The sequence below is a fragment of the Candidatus Eisenbacteria bacterium genome (assembly GCA_030017955.1).
Lineage (GTDB): Bacteria > Eisenbacteria > RBG-16-71-46 > JASEGR01 > JASEGR01 > JASEGR01.
The window spans coordinates 17,642-40,893 of the sequence record JASEGR010000020.1 but is presented as its reverse complement, the minus strand read 5'-3'; the positions used below and the strand labels follow the sequence as shown (position 1 = coordinate 40,893).

Below are 23,252 nucleotides of genomic sequence, written 5' to 3'. Positions count from 1 at the left end.
CAAGCTCCACTCTCCTTGTCTCCAATCGCCAGGTGCAACAGTACCTTCCCGCCATCCCACTGTATCCCATAGGCACACAAAACCGCGATCGCTCGCTTGTCCTCCGGACGAAGCTTGAGATAAATCCCATCCAGAAACATGTACAACACCCTGTGCCCGCTCAGATCCCTGCTCTGCCACCTCTCAAAATCAACCCGCAGACTCTTGCATACCTCCGTGATAACGCTGCGACCGGTGCCTTCGACTCCCAGCGCCTCGATCAATGCATCCTCGATGTCTCGCTGACTCATCCCCTTGACGTACAGCATCGGCACAAGCTCCATGAGCCTCTTCGACCGCTTCCCGATCGTTTGAAGCCACATCGACTCAAACGGCTCGAGATTCTCCCGAACCTGCGGCACCTGAAGCCTCACCGTCCCCTCAGCCGTATGCACTCTCTTCGCCTCATAACCGTTCCGGTAACCAGTCACCGCACCCTCAGCAACCCGCTCATAGCGCTCCCGGCCAAGAAAATCATCCACCTCCATCTCCAGCACCTTCTGCAAAATCAACTGAGCTCCCCGACGCGCCGCCTCACCAAGAGGATCCCCGCTCGTAGCCATCACGCCAAACAACTCTTGCTCCAGCCTCTCACTCGGTGCTAATCTCCTCATCGGTGTAGCCTCCTTTCCTCGGGGCCACTTACGACCCCGATTAACGAACTCCTTTTTCGGAGGTTACACCATCTCCTCTTTTACAGGAAGTCTAGGACATCACCGGCGATTTCGGGTCTTGCATGGGATCCGAACAACGAGATCATGTACGGGACGACTGGATGTGTGCAGGGAATGCCATCCCACCTTGTCATCATCAACTTAATGACAGGGCAAGCCATCCCCGTGGGCCCCACCGGCATTATGGGCGCTCTGGGAGGTCTTGAATTCGGTCCCGACGGGAATCTCTATGGAGGCGGGAACCAGCAGAACGGAGGGAACATCTACCGGATCGATCCGAACACCGGCCAAGCCACTTTGGTCGGTCCGTCGGGATTCTACGGCATAACAGGTTTGACGCTTTGCGATCGGGATGATGCTACGGCCGTCAAGACAAATTCTTGGGGAAGGATCAAGAGCCTGTATCGCTAGCGAAGCTTGATTCTCGAGTGAAAAGGGACTGGGTGGCGCTGCTACCCAGTCCCTTTATGGAAGGTGCCTCGGGAGCAAGGGTTCACCTCTATGTTCAAACATCTTCACCTCCACATCAGCAAATGGAAATGATACCCCTTTTCAGCCAATTCTTTTCCTGATGCTCCAATACTTCCAATAAGGGATCGCTTCAACCACCAGTTTCGCGTCTTGAAATTTCGTTTCAGTGTCACGTGTGATAAGCAATGCTCTTTGGAGGCCATTTTTCTCCAGAAATCTGAAGAGGACCTTGGTGTCCCCACGGCCTATCTTCTCTTTTATCTCTATCTCAACCGGCAGAACATGCTTGTCGTGGACATGGATTATGTCGATCTCCTCTTTCTGCGGAGTCTTCAAGAAGAATCTTGCTTCAAGATTGTTCACAAAGAACTGCTCCAGAATAGATGCCAGGTCAGTCTGCGGGTTCAATGCCAAAGTGAAGGCTGTGTTAGAGGGGTAGAGTTTCTTTACTTTCTTCTCGCTGGTAAGGAGGTTTGGGGAATAGTTGTAGAGTTTCTGCAGGAACAGCGCGTATTCAAGGTATGACACATAGCTTGCAATCGTTCTCTGGTCCACTTTCAGGTCATCGCTGAGGTTTCTGTAATCAAGATAGAACCCCGGTCTAGATGCGGTGATGGCAAACAATTTCATAAGCAGTTCCGGCAAATCAAGCTTGAAGGTCTGGGGTATGTCAACAAAGATGACACGCTCAAGCAGACTTTCCTTGAGATATTTTCTGAGCATATGTTCATCCAGGTCCAGGGCTTCAATGAAACCTCCTGTTTTCAGAAATCCATTCATATGGCGCTTCAAATCTTTCTCGAACACCTTCTCCCTGTCTCTATCTATCTCTATCCCTTTGAAATCAAGATACTCCTCGAAGTCCAGAGGTTTGAGCACAAGATCGAAAAATCTCCCTGCCAGACTCTCTCTTGTTCCTCTCCACATGCTTATCTGGGCTGAGCCCGTTAGGAATATCTTCGCTTTCGGGTTTGCATCGTAAAGGAGTTTCACCTTTGAAGGCCAGTCATCCAACTTCTGTATCTCATCAAAGAATATGAAGACCTTGTTTTTCAAGATGTCATCACGGAGTATGTCTGCCTCGAATTGCTTAACGATGCTCTCAATGTCATACCTCATCTCGTCGAATGAGAAATACAAAATGTTGTACGGACTTACCCCTTTTCTAAGAAGGTTATTAATAATCTGGTACATAAGAGTCGTTTTGCCGACTCTTCTTAATCCCGTAAGCAGTACAATCTGCCGCTTGTCCAGATACTTCATGATCTCGCCGAATATCTTCCTTTTCCTTCCAAGCAGGCCGGGAGGGACCTTTCCGTCACGCCACCAGGGGTTAAAATCTTGCAGTTCCATTGTCACTCCAATGTAATTGGTTTTGTAATCCAATGACATTGCATCGTCATTGAATCATTCGGGCAAGCGCAAGTTTTCTAAAGGAGGAATCCCATCTTCCCTCCCCGGGTTCAAGCGTTATGTTGAAAACGGAGAAATCGCCTCCAACAAGTTGCGTTTGAACCTCCGTAGTCGCTCTCCTTCAGTCCGAATTGCCCTGAAAGATTAACCCAGATCTTCAAATTTCGCCCGATTGAAAGTGTTGACTCAAGTTCATCTCTATTTGTACTGTTACGCGTGCTGGGTTATGCTGCAGCTCGCAACGTTCAACAAGGGGCGATTCTGTGGAGAACAAGCGTCGGGTGCAAAAAAAGGTTAAGGACATATTTCGCGCAAAACAAGCGAGACGACGAGCACTGGCGAAACTGTCCTTTGACGAAAAGATTCGTATTCTGGTTGAGTTGCAGACGACGGCGAGCGACATGCGTGCGACCACCGGCATAACCAGGCGTCGTGCATGGGATATCTCCTGAAGTATGGAAGAGTCCAGGAAGTTCTGAGAATCCGGGGAACCGCCCTATATGCTTGTGCATGACATCATCGACAACCGTAATGAGAAACTTGTAGATCACATCAATCGCAGAAATCCATGATCATGTTCGTTCCACCATCCAACCGCCACAACGCAGTTCAGCGTTTCGTAGGGCAACTGCTTGTGGCAGATTGGAATGACCCGGCCGGGGTGATGCGGCTCAACGACCGCCTCCCGCTGTCCGAACTCGGCCACGCCTCGTTCTTCCACGACGCCCGGTGTCTCCTGAAAACACTCGAGGCCGCTGGCGGCACCCCTGCCACCGTGGCCGGCAACCTCAATCGCAGCTTCGTCCGCAGCATGTTTGATCTTGTCATCATGCCACAGCTCCTTCGCAGAAGCATCTACGGTCGCTGCAAGGCGTTCAACGAACAAGACCTGCCCGCGCTGCATTTCGCCCGCGTCGTTTGCGAATGTGGTCGGCTGCTGGCCAGGCGCCACCGCCGATTCGTCGTCACCCGCCGCGGTCGGACGTTGCTCCCCGATGAGCAAGCTGGCGCGCTTTACCGGCATCTGTTTGTCGCGTACATCCGCCGCTTCAACCTCGGTTATCGGTTCCCCTTCCGCGATGTGCCCGGCATCCAGGAAACCATGGCGGTCATCCTCTGGCGCCTGGGCAGCGTCGCGCGGAAGTGGACTCCCGTGCAGGGTCTGGCCGAACAGGTGTTGATTCCGTCTGTGTACGCCGAACTCCGCACCGTGCAAACCTATCCTCACGACACCGACGCCTGGATTCTGGCCGGCTACGTTCTCAACCCGCTGATAGAGTTCGGTCTCATCGAAAAACGGCACCCCGGCGAGTGGCCCGGTTGCGGCGACAAGGATGCCATTCGCACGACCGCCTTGTTCCATCACTTCATCGATTTCTCCGACGAGCCGTGAGCTGCCCGCTTCGCCCTCCTCAGGGGGCGCCTGGGTCGGCTTCGACTCCCTGCTACGTCAGGAGAAAGACTTGGAGCTGGCGAAGGGAATCGAACCCCCAACCTCCTCATTACAAGTGAGGAGCTCTACCGTTGAGCTACGCCAGCCCATTTCGTTACCTTTCAATCAGTTATGTTTGCGCCGTTCATTCCCCGTCTGCCATTTTTGTGCGGTTTTTGTGCGGTTCCTTTTCCACCCAGAATGTTATCCAGGGTCTCCATGGCTTTGACCTTGTGGCTCGGAGCAAGATGAGCATACCGGAGAGTCATTGAGATCGTCTTGTGACCCAAGAGCTCCTTGACTGTCGTTAGATCCACGCCAGCCATTATCAGATGACTTGCAAACGTATGTCGGAGGTCATGGAAGCGCAGATCCTTTATCCCAGCCCTCCTGCAAGCAGCGTTGAAAGCGGTCTTCACATCCTTGAACCTATTTCCATCAATGTCTGTGAAGACATATTGACTGCTGAGATGCCTGATCAGCCCGCTCAGTGTTTCCCTCATCGTCTCGTTAATTGGGATCTCTCGTCTCTCACCGCTCTTGGTTATGTCCAGAAGGATGAACCCATGCCTCAGGTCGACATGCTTGTCCCATTGCAGTGAGAGAATCTCGCCCTTCCGCATCCCGGTGTTCAGCGCCGCGATGATGATTGGCTTTAAGTGAGGGCTCGAGGCCTGGATAAGAGCCGAGCATTCTTCACTCGACAGGTATCTGAGCCTTCTATTGCTCACGGGCAATAGTTTCACCCTTCTTACCCTTCTCAGGATTTCATCGTTGATCATTTCCCACTCTGAGGCCTTGGTGAACATGTGTTTCAATGTCGCAAGCATACGGTTTACTGTAGCCGGCTTGCTCGTCAGTAGTTTGCTCGTTTGCCATTCCTCAATTGCCCTGGTCGTGAAATATCTCAGGGGAAAGTTATCGAAAACGTCCGCGAATTGTTTGACGAATCCCCGCTTGCTCTCGAATGCTTTTTGTTTTTGGGCCCACTCAAGGTAATGCCCGGCCAGCTCGAAGAAGCAATGATCCGTCATCCTCCTGGCAGCAATGGGATCGATCCCCTCGAGAACTTCCTGTTTCCGGCGGACGCGCAATTCCTCGGCGTCCTTGAATCGAGTCGATCGGCTGCTTTCCCTCCGCTCCCGGTGATCTGGACCGGCATAGTTTATCCACCAAATATTGCCTCTCTTGTATATGCCCTTATGCTTGCTCATGTCTTATCGCCCCGGTTATCCAATTCCGTCGATGAAGGCCCCATCTGCCCCATAAGTCTGATCGCTTCTACTTTTCCCTCTCGGGTAAGCCATCCGAGATCGAGACTAACGCCATATTCGTAGAATCCTCGACCGATCCATTTCTCCAGCAGATAGTATGCGCGTTTATGGTGAATCGGAAATGTTGATTCGTTTATCAGATCTCTCGGCAGCTTCCGACCCGTGCTAAAAAAGCCTTTACATTGAGTGTAGACTTGGATCAAAAACTCCTGTTCGTCTCGCTTCATAGAATTATGACACAGTGTCTTTCCGCCGAGCTTGTATCAAGAATAATACAATCATGGCTCTTGTAATACAAATTCTTCTCCTTCTCTCTTCATCAATCCGAGGGACTTCAGCTTGGAGATATAAGTATTAAAGCTCCCGCTCGATGGACTCATTCCCACCAGGAGCCCGAGCTGTTGCCGGGTCACTCGTTTTCTTTCAATCAAGATGCGCAGCATTTCCCGGTTCTTTCCATTCAATTTATTGAGCCAGATTGCCCACATTTCATCTTCGGCGTCCGGGCCGGCAGCAGCCTCACCGATTTCGCTGAACAGACTCTGCATCTGCTTGAATTGCGGCTCGAGCATGGTTCGAACGCTGGCAAGCTTCTTCTCGAGGGAAATACGTTTTGCTTTTTCTATTCCCAGGGAGTTCTTCAGGCCCTCGATGTCACAAAGTGCCAATCCAAGCTTCTCAGTCAGATTCCGAATGCCATCAGTTTCACCACGGGACTCCTCTGATTCAAGTGCGGCCCTAGATTTTAAGCCGCGGCCGATTACGGCGTCAAATTCTGCGCTTACCTTCTGGTCAGTTTGCGGCCTTCTGCCCCGAATCTGTTTCTCAAGCGAAGTCTTCATCCGATGGATGAAAGTGGAAACGTCTGCTGCAATCAGGCCGGTGATCTTCAGCGGGTTTCTCCGGTCCGGATGAATGGTTTTCTTCTCATTTACCTTCACCCTAGTCGGAGCGTGAGATCCTTGTCTCCAAATCCAACATTCTCCTTGCCCCAATGATGGCAGACTCTTGATTATTTCCCTAGATGTTGACACATCTGCCACGTCGAGCCATTTGCCCAGGGCATTGAGTGAGTGCCGGCCCTTCTGCCGGTGAAGAATAAGGCAATCGCAGAGTTCGAGCACCGCCTTATTCACTTCCTCGGCACGTTGGTTAATCAGCGTGTAGCCGAGAGAGGCATTTCCGCCCATCCGGGCAAGTTTTTCAATTTCAGCGTAGACTTTCCCCTGATCTGGCCCGACTCGCTGCGGCACGAATTCAGCCGCCTCTTCAATAAACACGTGCCTCAAGCCGCATTGTTTGTTCTCGTAGAGCAGAAGCCGGATGGATTGTTCCACGATCCGTTTCCAGTCGGCTTTTGTCAGTTCGATTGAATAGAGATCCAGCACCAGGGGGATATTCTCCTGCATTGCTGCGCGAACAATGTTCGGCGCAGACTCCGGAGTTAGTGGGAGATCTCCCTCGCTCCCGGCGACCACAACCTGGCAGCCGTTGCCGTTCTTCCCCAGTTTCAGATATTTCCATACTCCGATCGGGTCAAAAGCGATGAAGGGTATTTTCGCCTGCAGCAGCTGCTCGGCAATGTATGTCGCGGTATAGCTTTTCCCACTGTCCCGGATCCCAAGAATTGCATTCCCTTGCGAGGCATACTCAATCGTTTCAATAGAAAGATTCTTAGCCAATGCAATGTTCATGACTACCTCCGAGTCCGTATGCGCCCGATGATTCCGGATCCACTGGACAGCCGATGAATTGCGGGAACTTTGAGAGTATTCAGCCAGTGGTCGATTTCAGATTTCTTGAACCTGGGAAATTTCCCGACTTTGATAAAGGGGATCTCCTTCTGGCATGTTCGTTGATAGACCCATTGAGATGACACTCCCAGATACTTGGCAACTTCTTTCACAGAGAAAATGGGATCCTCATCCGGCATACCAAGCTTGGCCATAAAGGGCTTGATCTCACTGACCACCTGGGCCGCGATTGCCCGGACTAGGTCGTCGGTGTCCGTTATATGTAGCTCAGCTTTCATATTCTCCTGATATCCTCCGATTGGATACCATCACCCGCGCAAGCACTGCATAGGTCCTCGGCTACCCAGTGGCATGGGACGCCGGTCCGTTCAATGTAGCCGGAGCAATCGGTATCGGTGCATCCACATATCCGGCAGTGGCGAACAGGCGAGATTATTGACCCAACGGCTGGTAAGATATTTCCGCCGGGGTCCATAGGCTTTGCCCTTTTCGGATGAAGGATGTGGTCATACTTGCCCGCGCTGAGATTCTTGATTATGCAACTGATACATAGGCCATTCTGCGTTGCACCCTTCCTCCTGCATTGGGTGCATCGTTTATCTAGGTCGACGCGGATCTCGAAGCTCATCCTTTACCTCTCCCTGCCAGAACAGTACTCCGTTTCAACTTGGTAAGACTGCAGAGAAAATCTTGAATGTCTGCCAGACAACTCGAGCCTGGCAGCATGCCTCACTCTTTGGCCTCCCGATACCGGACGTGTTCCATTCCGGCGACAGCTGCTGCTGCCCGGAGGTCATGTTCAATTTGAGGTAGCAGCTGGAGTCCACTATCCACTCGCTCACGTAAGGTCTTTTGCGCCTCTCGAATCTTGGGGGCTTCCTCTTCGATCCCCTCAACTACCTTCAGCAATTCAGCGATCTTATCTTGTACCGACATTGTTAATCTCCGATCCCCGCCGGAGGTCCCCGGGTGCCGCGCCGCCGGATTGGTGTTTTGGGATAACCGGGGCCTCCCGGCCTGCCACTCTTATCTCAACCAAAAGATCACCAGGTGCGCGCCAAAACAGAGAATTGCAGAGACCGACAGCCACAATCCGATGGTACTTACCTGGACGTGAAAGAACGGGATTTCGTCAAGATCAATCTCACAATCTGGGTCAAACAGATTCCGTCTGCGGTGACGCATCGATTTTGGGCCTCCCGACATGTAACAACGTCGAAATGAATGCTCGACACCGCCGGGCGACTTCCTCCTGCGGCATCGCATCCTTCCGGGCTTCCAGTTCTTCTTTCATCCTCTTCTGCCTTTGAGCCTCTCTGGCCGCCTGCATCTCTAGCCTCTCCCGGTAGCACGGGAACACCTGGGTGATTGTGAGCCCCCGGAGATAAGCGGCCGGATCCCGGACGCTCTCCACCCTCACCCGGCCGGTTTCTAGAAGCCAGAGGAAGTAGTCGAGCTTCTCGGTGGGAACGGCCTTGGGAATAATTTCAGGAATAAAATTCACGGCCTTGAATCTTGTTTTCAGGAGCGCAGCGAATTTCTCTCTCAGATCCGGTGGGCATGAAGCTTGCGGTGCTACCTTATCTAGGGTACTAGTATGAGAGACATATATGTCTTTAATACTGTCTTTAGGCTGCTGCAATGTATTGTCAGAGGCGGAATTAGGGGTGGTCTGATACTCCACTTTTGGAGTAGGTGAATACTCCACTTTTGGAGTAGGCGCTACTCCAGCTTTGGATACTCCACTTTTGGAGTAGCTAAGCCATTTCCCGTAGTCCTTTTGGATGCGGTAACCGGTGAGAGATTTTTTGACAAGGTTATGTTCCTCGAGAGCCTTCAGAGCGCGGAAAACATGTCCCTGCTGCAGACCTGTGCGGACGACGAACTCGGCGTAGCTAATCTTTGAGTCTTTCTTATTCCAGCCGTAGGTGAGTCTGATGATGACGTCGAGGACCTGCCTCTGCTCTCCCGGGATCCTCATCCTGGCCAGGGCATCGAAGAGTTCATTAGCTACCTGGACGTGACCATTTTCTTTTTGCGGACTAGCCATCTAATCTTGTTCCCCGAGCCTATGGTTCAAGGTCAGCTCCACCGTGATTTAATCTTTCTGCTTGCGATTGGACCACCATTCTGCTATGTCAATGTGAAAACCCAAGAGAAAGAAGCATGCGACAAAAACACAGCAGCAGAGCACCAACACTGTCAGTCCGCTTTCGTCCATATCGTTATCCTGTATGAGGACCCGCGTTTGGAATAATCTGGCCAATGTGAAGTTCAAGGCTCTTTATACTTCTGAATGTTCCAGGCGAGCAGATACTTATGGCCGTCTTTATTCCATAGCCCTGGCTTCCGTGTCGTTTCTTAGCGTCACCACTTGGGCGATATGGAAACAACGAGAGCTCTCTCAAATCCATCCGGACGTATCCCATCTCCGGCGGAGACGGCAAATGCCCGGTACTTGTCACTGACCTCATTGAGAACAGAAACAAATGCACCGGTCCGCTTGACCTGGCGCTGCTGCGCGATGGTCTTAACTTCCACCAGAAACTCACCGAGAATCTTCTTCAGCCGATCCGGCGATGGATCCTTCTTGTATTCCTCCGCGTATTCCTTGGCCTTCATGGTGTCCTTTCATGCTGCAGATCCATATTCTGCTGCCGGGCAAGTGCTTCGTCCTCACGCCGCTCAGCACAATCGCCGCAGAGGTGTAGGGTGACAGAGCCTCTTGGATTTCTTCTTGCCGGTTGATGCCGCCGCCTTTTGCGATTTGCGGGGGTCTCCGGCGAAAAGCTCAATCTGCACCCTCAATCCCCGAATGTATTTCTCGCATTCCTCGTAGAGCTCCTCGAGAGCCTTGCAGCATTCATCAGTCATGAGCTGCTTCTCATCCCCGGGACCGTCGGAATACGATTCAGAGATCTTGTAGGGCGTATTGAGATTGAGATTGCAGTTCGAATGATCAAGAAGAAGCGCCGCGAGAATGGTGGCGCCCATGACTTCCTTCTCCCCGGCATAAGAGGCCGAGACTCCCTGGACGGCGATCCGGCTCGAGTACTCCTTAGGAAGCTCGCAGATCTCGACAACGTGCGGGACCAGGTCCTTCAGCGCCTCGTAGAAGCCCGGTGCTGCTTTCTGCGCGCAGGTAAGGGAGAACTCATCCCATTGCCCGTTGTTCATGGTCTCATATGCGATGTGAACCCGGTCCTCGCCGGTTACCTTCACTTTCTTGATTCTCATGGCTTATCCTTTCCCATTCCCCGACTGGAAACGTCCTTGCTCGAGTGACAACCGGGGTTTACTATTCCGGCGAGCTCGTTGTGAACCAGGGTTGTCACCAATTCCCTCACCCGGGAGCGATAAGATGGAAGTGCCGAAGATCGTCCACCCCAGGCTCGTTTTGATCAATAACATCAAGTTCAGAGTCATCACTTATTTCCCCGTGACCGACGACGAGGCGAGGAAGATTGCCTTGTGGTCTTACCGGACTCAAGGACGATCTCTAAATGTAGTTTCTTAGAGATGAGAGCGGCCCGATGTACTGTCCCCCGTGCCTCATCGCGGATCCTCGGGGGCATCAGGCCGCTCCTCGAGCGGGCTACCCGGCGCGCTCTCTGTTTCTGATTCTTCAATGAAGCCGGCCGGCGGAGCAGGTGTCTCGCCGCACGTCGTTTCCTCCCGCTCCGCCGGCGGCTCCGCATCCCCCGCTGTCGTGGGGATGATCTCAGCAACAGCATTCTTCCCGGCTTCAGTTAGACGGAACATGCCCGACCAGCCCCCCACCTTCCGGTAGAGAGGTTCGTAACTCACAATGCCAGCCTCAATTAGCTCCTTTACAACCCCCGGGAGGGCCCGGCGATATCCAAACTGCCGGACAAATCCATCAAAGGTCCGCCCCCGAGTCCTGAGAAGCTCGAGAACATCAGCCCTCAACTTGTCCTTCCGGAGGCCTCGCCGCTTGCATTGTTCCCGATCGATTTCCAGGGACTCTTGGAAAGTCTCACGATCGTTCATGGTCTTCCTTTGCCATAGGGATTCAAATCGACTACGATCCGGCTACCCTTGCAATCGATCACGTCTTGTTCTGAGGAATCTGCGTTAACGGAAAAGGAGTCGGCATGAGCATCCTCTCCGATATCAGGGCCATCCTTAAAGAAATTCCCTTGTCCGATATTCTCCGAGAGAAATTGACGATAACTGAACGATCGATAACCCAGCTGGAGAAGGAAAACATAGATCTGAAGAATAAAAATGCCGAGATGTCTAAAGAAGTAGGCAAACTTCAAGAAGAACTTGCGACCCTTCGGGCGACTAAAGATAATTTTGTCGAAGAGAGAGGGGCTCTCTTCAAGCGGAAGCCTTCGGGCGGTTATCACGAGGCGGTATTCTGTCCGGGATGCAGAAGCCCCCTGAGTTCTTTGGGGGGTGACTTTCCCTATATCTGTCATAAATGCAGCATCCAATTGGATTTTTCCCTAAAAGATCTACCGGCCATTTTGAAATCCCTCCCGCAATGATGCGTATCCTCTAGCCTTGCCCCGCCTACTCACTGGCTTCCTCCTGGCTGAGTGCTTTGCAGATTTCCGCGAAGGCCCCCAATACCCGGATGGCCAAGAGAGCAAGGAGAAGAACAGCGAACAAGACTCCAAGGATCATCATGATATTCTTCCCTCAGCATTAGAACGCCAGCGCCAGAGGTATCTCCTCCGGCTCGATCTGATTCTTTGGCTTCTCTTGCTTTGTGCCAGGTTTTACCGAACGGCTTATCGCGCGGGTCCCGGGGCGCCCTGCGAGCATCGTTTGCAGCGCCCGATAGGTCCCCATTCCGCCATCCTCAAGCACCCGACATAAAGCGTCGATGACCGGCAGACCCTCGGGGGTCACCATTCGATCTCCTCCTCCGAGAAAAGCACCATCGCGGAGCCAACATTTTCCTTTCTAATGCCCCTGGCAGGCCCTAGGTCGATTTTGGGTATCTCTCTTGGCCTTACCCTCTCCGAATTCTTCAGGGGCGCCCCATTTCCCGCATGCACAGATGTGCAATTGACCTGCCTCTCCAAAAATCCGGAAATAGCAACACGCCCCCCACTTGTTTGGCGGAGGATATTCTTGGGAGAAAAGAGCTCCGTAGGAAGTGGGGAGCGGATAGCTTTCGATCTTACGGCTGTGGACCTACCGCCGCCGATCGTATCGACCTGACTTTCTTCGGCAAGTAGGAGAACCCGCCGGTCCGTGGAAGCGTCCCCAACAAAAACCAACGGGTTCCTACCTACTTGAAAATGTTTTCTTTCAGTCATGGACGCCTCCAAAGTTATTACTATACCGATTATCGTAAAGTAGTAACTTTTGTCAAGAAAAAAGCGCAGCGGTTTTAATCTTTTTTTGAAGTCGTTTGCAGATAATGCATTAAGCGGTTCTTTAGGTTGGAAAATTGCGCAGGATTTAGAGCATCTTTCAGAAGAAAATCAAATGCAACCGACATCGAGACATCGAGATCAATGCATAGTTTCTTGAATTCTTTATACTGAACTCGATCAAGGACAAGGGACGTTCTTGTTCTCTTGGGCATAAAGATGTTACGGGCGGACGCCTTAGTGGGTCTGCTCTTTTCTCCCAGTACCATTATACGGATTTCGGTATCTTGCGTCAACCGGAGTTTGCAGCCTGCGGGGGCCGCCGTAAACCGCGGTTCACATCCCGGGAACTGGGACATCGTTAGAAAAAACTTGACTGATTCCAGACCGACCGGGTATTCTTCTCTTTGGGAGAAAAGGGTTCATCAATGAATCCGATAGCAGAATTCCTTCGCGCTGTTGCCGGCATGGGCAAGGTAATAACGATCGCCTACAATGATGGCAGCCGCCCAGGCCAGCCCAGGCATGTTGTGCCGATCGTTCTGCATGAAGATAGTCTCGTCATTTGGAGATGATAGAAGGCTATCAACTCGCAGTATCTGTAATAGTCCGAAGGAGGGAATCTCGCCATGTGGGACATAGATCCAAAGTATTTGCAGAAAGATGAGACGATAGAATATGTGGACCGACCGAGCATGCTAAGTTGCGTTTTCGCCTATGGCTGGGCCGGTTTAATGATAATTACTGGTATATCCGTATTCATCGCAGGTATGATAGCGAAGAACGGCATGGTGTTCATGTCCCTCATATATTTTATTCTGGCATTGCCCGCCGTTCTTTTCATCTTGAACAAGTTGTCAACGCGCTATGCCATATCAAATAGAGGATTGTTGACAAGAACGGGAATCATCACCACTAGCGTCAAAACGGTACCCTTCAAACATGTAACATCGATTGAGATAAAGGAAAACATACTGGGCAAAATGTTTCGTTGTGGACAACTATTAATCGACACATCGGGGAGCGGGCGAGCCGTCGAACTTCGTTGGAATTATATTAAGACAGCCCATCAGGTCAAGAAACTAATTGAAAGCCATATTGGAGGGGAGAGCTAAATCTCCGAGAATATCACCTGAAGGGTAACACCCTAGCTGCAGGTTATGGCATAATTACGAGTCCTGTTTTCTCCACATCCTTTTTTCCGGAAGCCGTCCCGGTTACTGCTTTGAGCTCCATCACAAGCGAAAGCGTGGCGAAATCCCCTAACTCTGTTCGTAGCAAGAAGCCAAAGCTGGCGTAGATGTTAGCCGTCACGCTGACTTCGTTCGAGTAGTCGTTCCCGACACGGAAGCGAATAAAAGCGGTCGTACTCGTTGCCACGGAAGTCTTTACGCTGGCCTCAATTAAAAGCAAAGCATAGCCTGCTCCAAGGTTCGGAAGAGCAAGAAGAGCACTCCCGCAGTTTGTCCAAGAGGTTGCCGCCGTACTTCCTTCGGTAATAGCTCCCGGGGCATCTTCGACAACTGTATCCCTGATGTCGATAGCGTCCAAAAAGATGCTGTCGTTTCCCTGATACATTGGCTCTGCCACACTGAACACGATGGCTACGAAACGTGCGCCGGGCTTTGGCGTGAAACTTCTCGCATACCGCGTGGGCGTAACCGGGGCGAAGCCGTCCCACAACACATAGGGGCTATACTGTGCCATGGGCTTCCCCGCCCCATCAAAGTGCCATACGCTTGCCTTTACCCGGCCAGTCGTCCCGCCTGTGGTACAGTGGACATGAAACTGCAACAGATACGTCCGCAACTGCGTCACTGGAACGAGGGAGCTGACGAGGATGCCGCCCCCCTTCCCTGCCCCGGCCACCTGTACAATCTTGAAGCACTTGGCTCCGTGGCTGGCATCAGCGCAAATCTTGACCTGACCGCTGCCACCTTCGTATGCCGAGAACGCCCAGCCAAGAGGCGCAGTTTCGCCATCAGCGTCAAGTTCAAAAGAGCCATTCCAAAGTAGATTCCCACTCGGCTCCCCGGCTTCCGATTGTGCCTTTAGCCACTCGTCATTGGCACGATATCGAAGCCACAGGCTCGAACGGACTCCTTTGCCTGAAAGTATCTCCTCTGGCGTGATGTAGCTGTAGCTCATGGCAGTATAATCAGTGACGAACGGGCTATGTTCTTGATTCCGTACACTGTCGCCCCGCCTGCTGGAATCTTTATCTGCATCATTATTGTGGCCGAAGCCCCGGTTAGAGGTAAAACCATCTGACAAATCTGCTCGGAATAGGGCAATCCTGCGACGGCGATTTCTGAGCTGTAGTTCGACCCGACCCGGAAACGAACGTAGCCCGTCACGGCAGAATTGCTTGTCTTCACGCTGGCCGGGAAGGTCAAAAGAACAATGGCTCCGCTCAGGTCAGGCACATAAAGCGTCGTCGAAGTTTTGTCAGTCCAATCCGTTTCCGTTCCGGTCCCCTCCGCTATCGTCCAATCGCTCCCGTTCTCCCGCAAGGCATTTAGGGACACAAAATCAAAATACACATAGCCCGCAACGTCAATCGTATTCCTGCCTCCAACTAAAACAATCGCCATGAACCGCGTCCCGGCAGGCGGCACAAACGAACGCATGAACAGGGTCGCTGTCGTAGGCACGGCAGTCGTATCGTACAGGCTGGCTGCGCTGATGAAGCTCAGACTTGCATTATAGCAGTTGACCAGAACGGCAACCCCAATCCCGGTCACGGAAGCATACATACAAAAGCCGACGTACTGCCGGGTCAGTTCTGTCGCTGGAACCACGTTGCTAACTAGCGTGCCTCCTCCGTTTCCGCTTCCGCCCGGATGCGTGAAGCGAAATCTTTTGGCTCCGTGCATCCCATCCGATACAAGCACTCCTGACCCGCCCGGATATGCGGCAAACGTCCAGCAATTGGGCTTCCCATCCGCATCTGTGTCTATCTCAAAAGACGGATTCGGCACTCCTAGGCTTAAGAGATTTCCGCTATCGACGAGGACAAGCAGGGCATCGTCCCGGTTGCGAAACTTCTTCGCCAGCCCGGTCTTAAACGGTTTCCCTCTGGCTAATTCGGTTGTCGTTATTGCGTCAAAACCCATTATCCCCTCAGGATTCTTATGCTGGCGTTTGTCGGATAGGGCAACCTGGTCATGGTCACTATGCTCCCGGAGCTGTTCATCAGATCAACGTACAAATGAGCAATGCCATATAGCGTCCTGGCTCGCCCTATGACCGTCAGGATTCCCCGCTTGTAGGTCGCGCTGGTCGTAGCAAACACATTCGAGACACCCTGCTGGCCGGGAATCCCGCAACTCAATCTCATGCGGGCATAAGCTGTAGCTGACCCGTTCGAAGCAAGCTCAATCGGCATCGCGACCATGACAAGTTCGCCGTCCATATATGGAAAGGCTAACGGATAGCGATAACGCTCATACCAAGTTCCCGACACTGTAGCCCGCTGATCTAGCCCCATCGGAGCCTGCCATCGCAAGGATTCGTTCAACTGAATCACATCCCAAGTTATCTGCGTAGCACCCGCCCCTACGCTTACCGTGTGTGGCACGCCTCCGCAAAGATTTATCCTTATGTATCGAGCCGTGGCTGGCGGTCTGAAACTCCGGGCAAACCATAAGGCGGTCTGTACGTTTGGCACATAGTTAAGTAGCGTAGCCGTGCTGACATACGTCTTCCCGCTCGCGTAATAGTCCAGCGTCACTTTCACTCTGGCAGCCCCACTCTTTGAGCTGTGGACGATTCCGCTGAGCAGATAGTCAACCAGTGGCGAAAGCTCAATGTAGGAGCTTGTCAGCACACCGCCGCCATTCGTCGCGTTGTCTCCCGGGCTGGTCATCTGGTAGCTTTTGCTGCCTTCCTGAAGCCACGTATAGCCTGCCACTGTATCGACGAGCGTGCCTGACCCGCCCGGATATGGAACAAACGCCCACCAATCGGGCTGTCCGTCTTCGTCCCCGTCATAATCAAAGCCGCCGTTCGGAACGCCCTGCGCGATTGTCTGCCCCTTCGAAATCAGCTCCAAGAGGTATTCGTCACGCTCTTTGAAGCGCAGTCCCGCCACTGGTATTCCTTGTGCAAGCTCTGCGTCTGTTAGTGTCCGAAAGCTCATGCGTTCTCCTACCAGAAAAAGTACCCGGCCACTCCATCGGCTACCATGTTGAGGTCATCAGAGAAAAAAGCGTACTCCTTCTCTGCGTCAGTGGCGGTTGCGTAGTCGGCACAAGTGTCGGGCGCGTAAAACGCCGCCCTCTGGACTGGCAACATGAGACATGTCAGCTCGAGCTGGCTGTCCTTGTCCTGCTTCTTCACCACCTGACCAATGTAGCCCAAAACGATTGCTCCGCTTGGCGTAGGAATCTCGTCAGTGGCAAAGCGGGCGTAGTCGCCAACGGCGATATCCCTGTCTTTAAGCTCCACCCGAAACGTAAACAGAGGCAGCGGATTTCGGAAGTACCATATCTGTCTGAACGAAAACGCGTCAATGAACTCCCTTAGCTGGCTTTCCGTGCCACACTCCGGGGCAAGCCATCGGCAATAAAACACCTTCTCTGCGGGTTCTCCGTAGCCCTGCTTGGACTCTGCATCTTTGTCTATTGACAGATCCAACCTAGCGTCCTTATCCCAATACAAAAGCACTCTGCTTACCCGGGAGCCAGGATTCAAATCAATGCTGGGCGTGCGTATCACTAGATTAACTGCGTCAGTCAGCGTCACATAAGCCCTGCCGGGTTCATTCGGCACGTTTCGACGTATCGTTATCTGCTGTCCCTCCGTTATCCAGCTCTTGCAGTTAAGCAAGTCAACAAGCTCAAAGTACAGGTCGCTCAGAGGTAGCTGTTCGGAAACAACTGCCCGGAACGGAAGCTCGCCTCCCGGCCACCCCTTCCAGTAGGCAAATGCAGTGCTGTCGATTGCACTTGCTGGCAAGCCTCCGTCCTTGGACAGCATTTCTTGTAGGATGTCAAACGGGTTCGCAGGGGCGAAGTAGCGCACAAGCGAAATGCTGTCGCCCATCTTATGCTCTGCCCTGACCGATTCGAACTGACCTCTCCCGACCGCCAGCTTGCCCCACTGGGCATCTTCGATGGCGTAGCTCATGATTTCATCGCCTACGCGAATGTACCCGGTCGGCTCAGTCAACGCGGCAGCATCGTCTACGAAGAGAGCTGTCGCGTCAGTCTTCTTCACGGGATCGGCATAAATCGCAAGCTCAGCCGTCAGCTTGCAGTTTATGTCCTTCGGTACTTTCACGTCAGCCAGAGCATCCAAAAAGTCGGCAGCTTCCAGCTTCACCTGCCCGCCCGATATTGTGATGGCATCTATTGTTCCCTGCCATACCTGACGAAACTCGTTCTGTGGCAGCCCTAAAAAGCCCTCTGACACGATTATCTTTCTGCCCTTGTAGTTTTGATTGCGGGCAAGCCACTTCTTCCAAAACGTGCCTTCCACAGTGAAACGCGTGCTGAGATACGGGTCTATGCCGACATCCGTATCTGGCTCATCGAAAAAGGCCACCTTCACTCTGCCCCGGATTGTGAAGTTCGTCTTTATCTCAATCGGCAAGTATTCCACGCTGGTAACATAAGGCCGGGTCGAGAGGTCGATTCGAGCCACATCTTCCCAGCTGTCCACGCCATATCTGGCCTTCCCGTAGGGCGACGCGCCGTAGCTCCCATCACGAAACACTGTCTGAATCTCGCTTGTCGGAGATTTCGCGCTTGAGAAGTCGTAGGCCTTCTCCTTCCTGTCAAAAGCCGACGGAGATTTACAAGTCGGAAACGTGTTGTAACAAGGGCTGCCCGTTCCTGTGCATGGCGAGCTTCCAAAGGTTCGTCCGCACCAGTCCATAACGAGCGTCACAATCGTGATGCGTATGTGCGATATTGCGCTCAGTTTTTCCGTGTAGGGCATAGCTTCTCGCAATCCCTCAACAACGCAGTGGCTGTGGCCAGTTCGTTTTCAATCACCTTCTTTTTGGCTCTGAGGTCAGCCACAGACAAAACAGCACTTTGGTCAGGCCGGGGCTCTCCCGTGGCTGAGTCAAAGTGCTTCACAGTGACGAGGATTCTGTCAGACGATTCCGTAGTCCTCAGGCTTATCAGTTTCTTCTTCTTCAGTTCTGCATAGCGTTCAAGCTCCATAGCCCCTCCTGCCATCAAATCGTTTGCAACGCGAGCTTCTTCCAAACTGTCGATGTCTTCACATACACGTTTGTATCGTCATAACAAATCTCCCCGGTATAGCCCACATCTCCACCAGTCCCTATCGTCCTGCTTCTGTCAATGCGTAGCGTATTCCCCACAAGATGCAATCCTCCGTATGGGCTGGAAAACTGAGGCTCTATCCCAAGTCCTGCGTATCCATGGGTCGTGAGATACAAAAGGTCATTTGCCGCAGATGAGCCGCTTGCCACAGCGAAGACCATTTTTCCGTAGCCCGCCGCAAGCCCTTCGTTTAGCTGTGCCTCTACGCGGATACTCCCAAGGCGGTTGCTTCCGTATAAGCTTGTAAACTCTATCAGGCCAGCTATGTCGTTTCCCAAAAGCAAGCCGCCGCTTGGCTTGCTCCTTCTCAAGGTCAGGGTTGGCGTGGCATCGTAGTCCGATGCTTCTCTGGCGACCATTGCGGCCGTCAAAACATGAAGGCTGGCCTCTGGCTCAACGGCTCCAATGCCCACCCACTTATTGTTCGAGATACGCATGGCTTCTTCTGGCATGGTATGCCCATCTGGCGTGGTCAGGAAAACAAGTCTCCCGCCCATGTCCCCGACTCCAGGCGTGGCATCTACCTCCGCCCGGATTGCCGCTGCCGCCCGGTACGCCACCCCATCATGTCCCGCGAATACAATCGTTCCAAGCCTGTCATTCAGCGACACCAGCCCAACAGTTGCCGACGCCCTGCAGAAGTCGACGACGCTTGCCTCAGCTTGCACGTTCGACCTGCGTTCAAGCACGAGCGATCCCAGGATATGTTCTTCCGCCAGCGGGACGTTTAGGCCGATTCCAAGACGCTTGTTCGTATTGTCCCAAAACAGCTTGGCGTTGTCCTGCGAGACATACCCGTTCAGGTCGGCAAACACCACAGAGCCAAGCGTCAGAGGCTTCAGGATGCTGTCAATCTTCGTGAAGTTCTGGCGGTACGCTTCCGACCATGTAGCCCCGGGGCTTCCATCGTCAGGCAACGCAAGATTCCTGTTAGGCGTATAGGATATGGCCATGCTACATCTCCTTTATCGACTGCATTGATAACGTGAGGCTTCGCCTCACCGGGTCATAAGGCATCTTCAAGGAAAACTTGGGCGGTATTCTGCAATAGTACACTTCGTCAGCAAAGTTTCCGATATCCCAAGCCCAAAAGAACGGCACGCACTTACCCAAGTGCGCGTCCCAAACAGGCTTGAAGTAACTTGCTACCCATGCTGGCGTAAGGTTTTTCCATGAAGCTGATATCGGGCGCGAAATATAGTCCACCGACACGCCCAGCAGGTTCCCCGTCTTACTTGTCGAATCATTAGCTTCTATCGTCTCTGGCTGCGGGTCGAACGGGCTGAGCAAGAAACGTTCAAGTTCAAGTCTTTTCCCGATGAACACGACTGCCAAGCGATACGGCACTGTATTCCCTCCGGCAAGATACAGGCTGAACTCCGTGGCTGTCCTGCTCGGAAACGACCGCAGGAAAGCCCTGTCGCTGGTCGGAGCCGTTATCATATCATGTGTCCCGGCACCCGCATTCGTCTGAATTGCATAGGTGCCGCCAGCACTGAACAGATTGTGTCCAATTATCGCCACAGTGTCCGCGGTCAGTGCTGCGGCCAACGTGACTCTTATGATCTGTAGCCCAAGCGCGTCAGCCTGCCACCACGTGTACGGCCGGAAATCCTTTATGTTCTGCACGTCATACCCGGGGGCAGTTCCGCCGACTGGAATCGTTATCGTTCCCATGTTGTATGCGTTCTGCCATAGTATCGCAGGCTTTGCCATTAGTGGACTCCATCTTTTATTGCCTTCAGGATACTCGGCACAGTTTCGCGGGCAAAAGCATCGTGGTCAATCACATTTCCGTAAATATGATAGTTCACTGTTATCTCACGCGTGGTCGTCCCGATCGCTGTCGTGGACGGAATCGGCGGCTCAACAACTTCCGTTTCCCGCATCGTGGGCGGGGCGGGAGCCACATATTGCTGGCTGGCAATCGCAGCTATCTGTGCCGCCCCCATGATCCCAACGGCGATAGCAAGGGGGATGTTTGGCAGCGCCTTTGTAATAGCAACTGCCGTGTTGATAGCGGCATTCAGCATGGCATAAGCTTTTTGTATTTGGAATGCCTCTTTCTCCTGGGCAATCTTGGCTTGATGTAGAGCCACGTCGCGGGCATACTGCCTTTCGTCGGCTTGCTTTTGGGTCATCTCGCCCTTGTGAACGAGCTTCTGATCGGCCACGGATGCTGCGTTGTTCCGGGCTTGCATTTCGGCTATTGCCTTTATACGCGCCTGCGACCGGTATGCCTCGATAGCACCATAGAGGGCCATGGCCGCCTGCGCGTAGGCAGCCGCAATCTGTACCATGCGTTCGTGTTTTAGCTTGTGCTCGGCGAGCTCCCATTCATTCATTATCTGCCAGAACTCTTGTTCCTGAAATCCTGTCTGCCAAGCCAGGTTAAGGCGGGCATTGTAATGGTCGGCCAATGCCTTCTCCTCAGCGGCATAAGCGTCAGTATTCGTCCAGATCCCGGCGAGCGTCTTTCCGGCCTCATTGAAACGAGACATCCATTCTCCGAGATCACCTTCGATGAGCGCATTCGTCTTTTCTATGGCGGTCCATGCAGCGGAATAGCTCTCCATCTGCGTTTTCAGGCGTTCTTCTTCGAGTTCTTTCATTTTCTTGAGGTTTTCTATCTGCAGGAGTTCAATTTCGAGGGCTTCATATTCCGCGAGCCGGCCTCTTTCCTTGTCGATGAATAGGAGCTCTCCCTCAAGCTCCTTTATTTTCTCAAGATTCTGCTTCCCCTGCTTTTCAACCATGATCTGATCAGCCACCGCTTGAAAATGGGCATCATAAAGTTTTTTTTCCTGGGCGAATCGTCTTTGTATCGCTTCTACTTCGCCGATCTCACACCTCTCAAGTGCGGCCTTATTGATCTTCTCCTCGTATGCAACCGCGGCCTCTTCGAGCTTCAACCTCCCCTTGATCGCCATTATGGCTTGCCCTTTGAGTTCGTCAGTCCAAGCAGGAGCTGGTGTGGTGTCCTTAGAGCCCATCGTCATCATAGAGGGAGTGTCTTTCTGCACACCTACCTTGAACTCATGCCACATCTTCTTCCAGCTTTTGCTCATATGCTCAACAAGGGCATCTCCGCTGGCTCTCATGGTCGTATACCATGCCTTCGGTGCATCTTCTATCATCTTCTGACTCGCCCAACGTATGCGCTCCAGATCAAGCGTGAAGACTCCAATTATCAATTGCCCCAGGCCGACGAGCATGTCCCACAAATACCTTATGCTTGCATAGAGGAAGAGAAATGCGTTCGTCAAGAGCGCTGAAATTGCAACGCCAAGCATCTTGAATATCGAGACGATGTTTTGGCCCCATATGCCACAAAATATCCCGAATTGCATAAACGGATCGGGATCCATAGTCGCTTCTCGCGTCTGCTCAACTTCTTGCCTGACCGTCTGCAGATACTCGATCACAACGGTTGGCGTTTGGCCCAAAATGCTCCAGGCGGACTTAGCTGCAGCGAGGAGATTTGTTCCAAGCTCAAGCCGCAGATTCTTTGCCTGGGCTTCAACCATTTCCATCTTATCCTTCGTACTCATCTGCTGGACCCCAAGACTCTTCTCGAGTTCAGCGGTCCGACTGAGGGCGATCTGCAGTAAGCCCTGCACCTTCTCCCGGGCCGTGAGAGTCTTGTTGTATTCGCCTTCTTCCTTCAGATCAAACGCGCCAATGGCCTGCTTCAATCCCTTTGGCGAACCCCGGACGATGGCGTGAAATATTCTATCAAGGGCTTCTGCGTAGTTATTAGCCGCGCCACCGGCTTCATCAAAGCCACCCTTCGCATTCGTCTTCATGAAATCAGCCAGAGTGACGGTGGCCTTGGCGAGTTTTATAAGCTGGTCCGGCGTCAGATGCTTTTGCAGTCCCTCACCGGCTATTTTTGCCGCATCTGAAATAGATAACATCCCGTTTGAGGCGCGGACCATGTCGTTGATAATGCTGTTGGCCGTCATTCCATACTGGCCGGCCAATGCGTTCAATTGGTCTTTCTGTTCCTCAAAGTCTGCGGCCTCGCTCAGCATGTCCCAACCCTTCTTGATTGTGTAGTATGCTCCGTAGATCTTAGCTGCTGTTCCCACCCATGTCTGACTTAGAGCCCGGATATCGGCCATCATACTTGCGCTCATGGAACCAGATGTGGATTTGAGATCCTGCATATGCTGTTTTGAAAGTGCGAAAACGGCCTTCGACTGGTCGTCGGCCGTGATTACAAATCTGAGCATCTTATCCGTGACTTGCGCCGGCATTTTTCGCTGCCTCTTCCTTTGCCTTATCCACTGCGAATCGTTCTCGTTCAGACTTCACAATACCAACGAGCCGCCATTCCTCATCGGTTAACTCATGGCGGCTCACCGGACATCCCGCATCAAGCAGATCAAGATATGCCAGGAGCTTGAAGATTATTGGTTCTTCTGGGTCCCGGCTCCATGCGCAATCTGGGCATATTTCCTTCTCCGCGAACTCTGCAGGATTTTCCTGAAAAGCTTGGCACTCATCACAATCGGGGATGTCCGCCCGCTCGCAAAGCAAGCGGAC

At 52.6% G+C, this 23,252-nt stretch carries 28 protein-coding genes and 1 tRNA gene; 6 read left to right on the top strand and 23 right to left on the bottom strand.

The window, feature by feature from the left end:
• A partial coding sequence (locus tag QME66_04840; protein ID MDI6808294.1) for a transposase occupies positions 1–653 on the bottom strand: 653 nt, incomplete at its 3' end.
• 174 nt (positions 654–827) lie between these two features.
• Between QME66_04840 and QME66_04835 the strand changes: the two genes are divergently transcribed.
• Entirely contained in the window at positions 828–1,124 is a 297-nt protein-coding gene (locus tag QME66_04835) for a hypothetical protein (protein ID MDI6808293.1), read from the top strand.
• A 141-nt stretch (positions 1,125–1,265) separates the two neighbouring features.
• On the opposite strand, the gene QME66_04830 is transcribed toward QME66_04835, so the two are convergent.
• Complete coding sequence (locus tag QME66_04830; GenBank protein ID MDI6808292.1) at positions 1,266–2,537, bottom strand: ATP-binding protein; 1,272 nt, start codon at positions 2,535–2,537, stop codon at positions 1,266–1,268.
• 628 nt (positions 2,538–3,165) lie between these two features.
• Here QME66_04830 and QME66_04825 point away from each other — a divergent pair.
• A complete protein-coding gene (locus QME66_04825; protein MDI6808291.1) occupies positions 3,166–3,990 on the top strand; it encodes a hypothetical protein in 825 nt (274 codons plus the stop codon).
• 71 nt (positions 3,991–4,061) lie between these two features.
• On the opposite strand, the gene QME66_04820 is transcribed toward QME66_04825, so the two are convergent.
• From QME66_04820 to QME66_04780, 9 genes are all read right to left on the bottom strand, one after another.
• A tRNA-Thr gene (locus QME66_04820) sits at positions 4,062–4,136 on the bottom strand.
• A 15-nt stretch (positions 4,137–4,151) separates the two neighbouring features.
• Positions 4,152–5,243, bottom strand: coding sequence for a site-specific integrase (locus tag QME66_04815; GenBank protein MDI6808290.1), 1,092 nt, complete (start codon positions 5,241–5,243; stop codon positions 4,152–4,154).
• Positions 5,240–5,506, bottom strand: coding sequence for a hypothetical protein (locus tag QME66_04810; GenBank protein ID MDI6808289.1), 267 nt, complete (start codon positions 5,504–5,506; stop codon positions 5,240–5,242). The genes QME66_04815 and QME66_04810 overlap by 4 nt, the downstream gene beginning before the upstream one ends.
• Positions 5,507–5,581: 75 nt before the next feature.
• Positions 5,582–6,997, bottom strand: coding sequence for a hypothetical protein (locus QME66_04805; protein ID MDI6808288.1), 1,416 nt, complete (start codon positions 6,995–6,997; stop codon positions 5,582–5,584).
• Between the two features lie 2 nt (positions 6,998–6,999).
• Complete coding sequence (locus QME66_04800) at positions 7,000–7,335, bottom strand: helix-turn-helix domain-containing protein (protein ID MDI6808287.1); 336 nt, start codon at positions 7,333–7,335, stop codon at positions 7,000–7,002.
• A gap of 451 nt (positions 7,336–7,786) precedes the next feature.
• Entirely contained in the window at positions 7,787–7,993 is a 207-nt protein-coding gene (locus QME66_04795; GenBank protein ID MDI6808286.1) for a hypothetical protein, read from the bottom strand.
• Positions 7,994–8,213: 220 nt separating this feature from the next.
• A complete protein-coding gene (locus QME66_04790; GenBank protein MDI6808285.1) occupies positions 8,214–9,107 on the bottom strand; it encodes a replication protein in 894 nt (297 codons plus the stop codon).
• 317 nt (positions 9,108–9,424) lie between these two features.
• The gene (locus QME66_04785) at positions 9,425–9,679 is read right to left on the bottom strand and encodes a hypothetical protein (protein MDI6808284.1); all 255 of its coding nucleotides are present in this window, start codon (positions 9,677–9,679) and stop codon (positions 9,425–9,427) included.
• Between the two features lie 63 nt (positions 9,680–9,742).
• On the bottom strand, positions 9,743–10,294 hold the full coding sequence (locus tag QME66_04780) for a hypothetical protein (protein MDI6808283.1): 552 nt from the start codon (positions 10,292–10,294) through the stop codon (positions 9,743–9,745).
• Positions 10,295–10,418: 124 nt separating this feature from the next.
• On the opposite strand from QME66_04780, the gene QME66_04775 reads away from it, so the two are divergent.
• Positions 10,419–10,574, top strand: a complete 156-nt coding sequence (locus QME66_04775; GenBank protein ID MDI6808282.1) for a hypothetical protein — start codon at positions 10,419–10,421, stop codon at positions 10,572–10,574.
• A gap of 35 nt (positions 10,575–10,609) precedes the next feature.
• Here the strand turns inward: QME66_04775 and QME66_04770 are convergent, their stop codons facing one another.
• Positions 10,610–11,068 (bottom strand): hypothetical protein, encoded by a 459-nt coding sequence (locus QME66_04770; GenBank protein ID MDI6808281.1) that lies wholly within the window; start codon positions 11,066–11,068, stop codon positions 10,610–10,612.
• A gap of 104 nt (positions 11,069–11,172) precedes the next feature.
• Here QME66_04770 and QME66_04765 point away from each other — a divergent pair, with 104 nt between their 5' ends.
• On the top strand, positions 11,173–11,571 hold the full coding sequence (locus tag QME66_04765; GenBank protein MDI6808280.1) for a hypothetical protein: 399 nt from the start codon (positions 11,173–11,175) through the stop codon (positions 11,569–11,571).
• 160 nt (positions 11,572–11,731) lie between these two features.
• Here the strand turns inward: QME66_04765 and QME66_04760 are convergent, their stop codons facing one another.
• Together QME66_04760 and QME66_04755 are read right to left on the bottom strand one after the other, a co-directional pair.
• On the bottom strand, positions 11,732–11,941 hold the full coding sequence (locus QME66_04760) for a hypothetical protein (GenBank protein MDI6808279.1): 210 nt from the start codon (positions 11,939–11,941) through the stop codon (positions 11,732–11,734).
• The gene (locus QME66_04755; protein MDI6808278.1) at positions 11,935–12,351 is read right to left on the bottom strand and encodes a hypothetical protein; all 417 of its coding nucleotides are present in this window, start codon (positions 12,349–12,351) and stop codon (positions 11,935–11,937) included. The genes QME66_04760 and QME66_04755 overlap by 7 nt, the downstream gene beginning before the upstream one ends.
• A gap of 485 nt (positions 12,352–12,836) precedes the next feature.
• Between QME66_04755 and QME66_04750 the strand changes: the two genes are divergently transcribed.
• Both QME66_04750 and QME66_04745 read left to right on the top strand, forming a co-directional pair.
• The gene (locus QME66_04750) at positions 12,837–12,983 is read left to right on the top strand and encodes a hypothetical protein (GenBank protein ID MDI6808277.1); all 147 of its coding nucleotides are present in this window, start codon (positions 12,837–12,839) and stop codon (positions 12,981–12,983) included.
• Between the two features lie 54 nt (positions 12,984–13,037).
• On the top strand, positions 13,038–13,523 hold the full coding sequence (locus QME66_04745; protein ID MDI6808276.1) for a PH domain-containing protein: 486 nt from the start codon (positions 13,038–13,040) through the stop codon (positions 13,521–13,523).
• Positions 13,524–13,566: 43 nt separating this feature from the next.
• Here QME66_04745 and QME66_04740 read toward each other — a convergent pair whose 3' ends face one another.
• Genes QME66_04740 through QME66_04700 form a run of 9 tightly spaced genes read right to left on the bottom strand, consistent with a single transcriptional unit; the run spans position 13,567 to position 23,246 of the window.
• Positions 13,567–14,556 carry a hypothetical protein gene (locus tag QME66_04740; GenBank protein ID MDI6808275.1) on the bottom strand — a complete coding sequence of 330 codons (990 nt, stop codon included), beginning with the start codon at positions 14,554–14,556 and terminating at the stop codon, positions 13,567–13,569.
• Entirely contained in the window at positions 14,553–15,524 is a 972-nt protein-coding gene (locus QME66_04735) for a hypothetical protein (GenBank protein MDI6808274.1), read from the bottom strand. Before QME66_04735 ends, QME66_04740 begins: the two co-directional genes overlap by 4 nt.
• The gene (locus QME66_04730) at positions 15,524–16,549 is read right to left on the bottom strand and encodes a hypothetical protein (protein ID MDI6808273.1); all 1,026 of its coding nucleotides are present in this window, start codon (positions 16,547–16,549) and stop codon (positions 15,524–15,526) included. The genes QME66_04735 and QME66_04730 overlap by 1 nt, the downstream gene beginning before the upstream one ends.
• Before the next feature lie 8 nt (positions 16,550–16,557).
• The gene (locus QME66_04725) at positions 16,558–18,351 is read right to left on the bottom strand and encodes a hypothetical protein (protein ID MDI6808272.1); all 1,794 of its coding nucleotides are present in this window, start codon (positions 18,349–18,351) and stop codon (positions 16,558–16,560) included.
• Positions 18,330–18,581 carry a hypothetical protein gene (locus tag QME66_04720; GenBank protein MDI6808271.1) on the bottom strand — a complete coding sequence of 84 codons (252 nt, stop codon included), beginning with the start codon at positions 18,579–18,581 and terminating at the stop codon, positions 18,330–18,332. Before QME66_04720 ends, QME66_04725 begins: the two co-directional genes overlap by 22 nt.
• A 14-nt stretch (positions 18,582–18,595) precedes the next feature.
• Positions 18,596–19,657, bottom strand: coding sequence for a hypothetical protein (locus QME66_04715; protein MDI6808270.1), 1,062 nt, complete (start codon positions 19,655–19,657; stop codon positions 18,596–18,598).
• Between the two features lies 1 nt (position 19,658).
• Positions 19,659–20,420 carry a hypothetical protein gene (locus QME66_04710; GenBank protein MDI6808269.1) on the bottom strand — a complete coding sequence of 254 codons (762 nt, stop codon included), beginning with the start codon at positions 20,418–20,420 and terminating at the stop codon, positions 19,659–19,661.
• Positions 20,420–22,963: a hypothetical protein gene (locus tag QME66_04705; GenBank protein MDI6808268.1), complete on the bottom strand. Its 2,544-nt coding sequence runs from the start codon at positions 22,961–22,963 to the stop codon at positions 20,420–20,422. Before QME66_04705 ends, QME66_04710 begins: the two co-directional genes overlap by 1 nt.
• Complete coding sequence (locus QME66_04700) at positions 22,941–23,246, bottom strand: hypothetical protein (GenBank protein ID MDI6808267.1); 306 nt, start codon at positions 23,244–23,246, stop codon at positions 22,941–22,943. Before QME66_04700 ends, QME66_04705 begins: the two co-directional genes overlap by 23 nt.
• Between the last annotated feature and the right edge of the window lie 6 nt (positions 23,247–23,252).

Excerpts from the sequence above, each read along its gene's own strand:
- QME66_04835 (MDI6808293.1), top strand. The coding sequence starts at position 828 with ATGCCATCCCACCTTGTCATCATCAACTTAATGACAGGGCAAGCCATC.
- QME66_04830 (MDI6808292.1), bottom strand. The coding sequence starts at position 2,537 with ATGGAACTGCAAGATTTTAACCCCTGGTGGCGTGACGGAAAGGTCCCT.
- QME66_04825 (MDI6808291.1), top strand. The coding sequence starts at position 3,166 with ATGATCATGTTCGTTCCACCATCCAACCGCCACAACGCAGTTCAGCGT.
- QME66_04815 (MDI6808290.1), bottom strand. The coding sequence starts at position 5,243 with ATGAGCAAGCATAAGGGCATATACAAGAGAGGCAATATTTGGTGGATA.
- QME66_04805 (MDI6808288.1), bottom strand. The coding sequence starts at position 6,997 with ATGAACATTGCATTGGCTAAGAATCTTTCTATTGAAACGATTGAGTAT.
- QME66_04800 (MDI6808287.1), bottom strand. The coding sequence starts at position 7,335 with ATGAAAGCTGAGCTACATATAACGGACACCGACGACCTAGTCCGGGCA.
- QME66_04795 (MDI6808286.1), bottom strand. The coding sequence starts at position 7,993 with ATGTCGGTACAAGATAAGATCGCTGAATTGCTGAAGGTAGTTGAGGGG.
- QME66_04790 (MDI6808285.1), bottom strand. The coding sequence starts at position 9,107 with ATGGCTAGTCCGCAAAAAGAAAATGGTCACGTCCAGGTAGCTAATGAA.
- QME66_04785 (MDI6808284.1), bottom strand. The coding sequence starts at position 9,679 with ATGAAGGCCAAGGAATACGCGGAGGAATACAAGAAGGATCCATCGCCG.
- QME66_04780 (MDI6808283.1), bottom strand. The coding sequence starts at position 10,294 with ATGAGAATCAAGAAAGTGAAGGTAACCGGCGAGGACCGGGTTCACATC.
- QME66_04775 (MDI6808282.1), top strand. The coding sequence starts at position 10,419 with ATGGAAGTGCCGAAGATCGTCCACCCCAGGCTCGTTTTGATCAATAAC.
- QME66_04770 (MDI6808281.1), bottom strand. The coding sequence starts at position 11,068 with ATGAACGATCGTGAGACTTTCCAAGAGTCCCTGGAAATCGATCGGGAA.
- QME66_04765 (MDI6808280.1), top strand. The coding sequence starts at position 11,173 with ATGAGCATCCTCTCCGATATCAGGGCCATCCTTAAAGAAATTCCCTTG.
- QME66_04760 (MDI6808279.1), bottom strand. The coding sequence starts at position 11,941 with ATGGTGACCCCCGAGGGTCTGCCGGTCATCGACGCTTTATGTCGGGTG.
- QME66_04755 (MDI6808278.1), bottom strand. The coding sequence starts at position 12,351 with ATGACTGAAAGAAAACATTTTCAAGTAGGTAGGAACCCGTTGGTTTTT.
- QME66_04750 (MDI6808277.1), top strand. The coding sequence starts at position 12,837 with ATGAATCCGATAGCAGAATTCCTTCGCGCTGTTGCCGGCATGGGCAAG.
- QME66_04745 (MDI6808276.1), top strand. The coding sequence starts at position 13,038 with ATGTGGGACATAGATCCAAAGTATTTGCAGAAAGATGAGACGATAGAA.
- QME66_04740 (MDI6808275.1), bottom strand. The coding sequence starts at position 14,556 with ATGAGCTACAGCTACATCACGCCAGAGGAGATACTTTCAGGCAAAGGA.
- QME66_04735 (MDI6808274.1), bottom strand. The coding sequence starts at position 15,524 with ATGGGTTTTGACGCAATAACGACAACCGAATTAGCCAGAGGGAAACCG.
- QME66_04730 (MDI6808273.1), bottom strand. The coding sequence starts at position 16,549 with ATGAGCTTTCGGACACTAACAGACGCAGAGCTTGCACAAGGAATACCA.
- QME66_04725 (MDI6808272.1), bottom strand. The coding sequence starts at position 18,351 with ATGCCCTACACGGAAAAACTGAGCGCAATATCGCACATACGCATCACG.
- QME66_04720 (MDI6808271.1), bottom strand. The coding sequence starts at position 18,581 with ATGGAGCTTGAACGCTATGCAGAACTGAAGAAGAAGAAACTGATAAGC.
- QME66_04715 (MDI6808270.1), bottom strand. The coding sequence starts at position 19,657 with ATGGCCATATCCTATACGCCTAACAGGAATCTTGCGTTGCCTGACGAT.
- QME66_04710 (MDI6808269.1), bottom strand. The coding sequence starts at position 20,420 with ATGGCAAAGCCTGCGATACTATGGCAGAACGCATACAACATGGGAACG.
- QME66_04705 (MDI6808268.1), bottom strand. The coding sequence starts at position 22,963 with ATGCCGGCGCAAGTCACGGATAAGATGCTCAGATTTGTAATCACGGCC.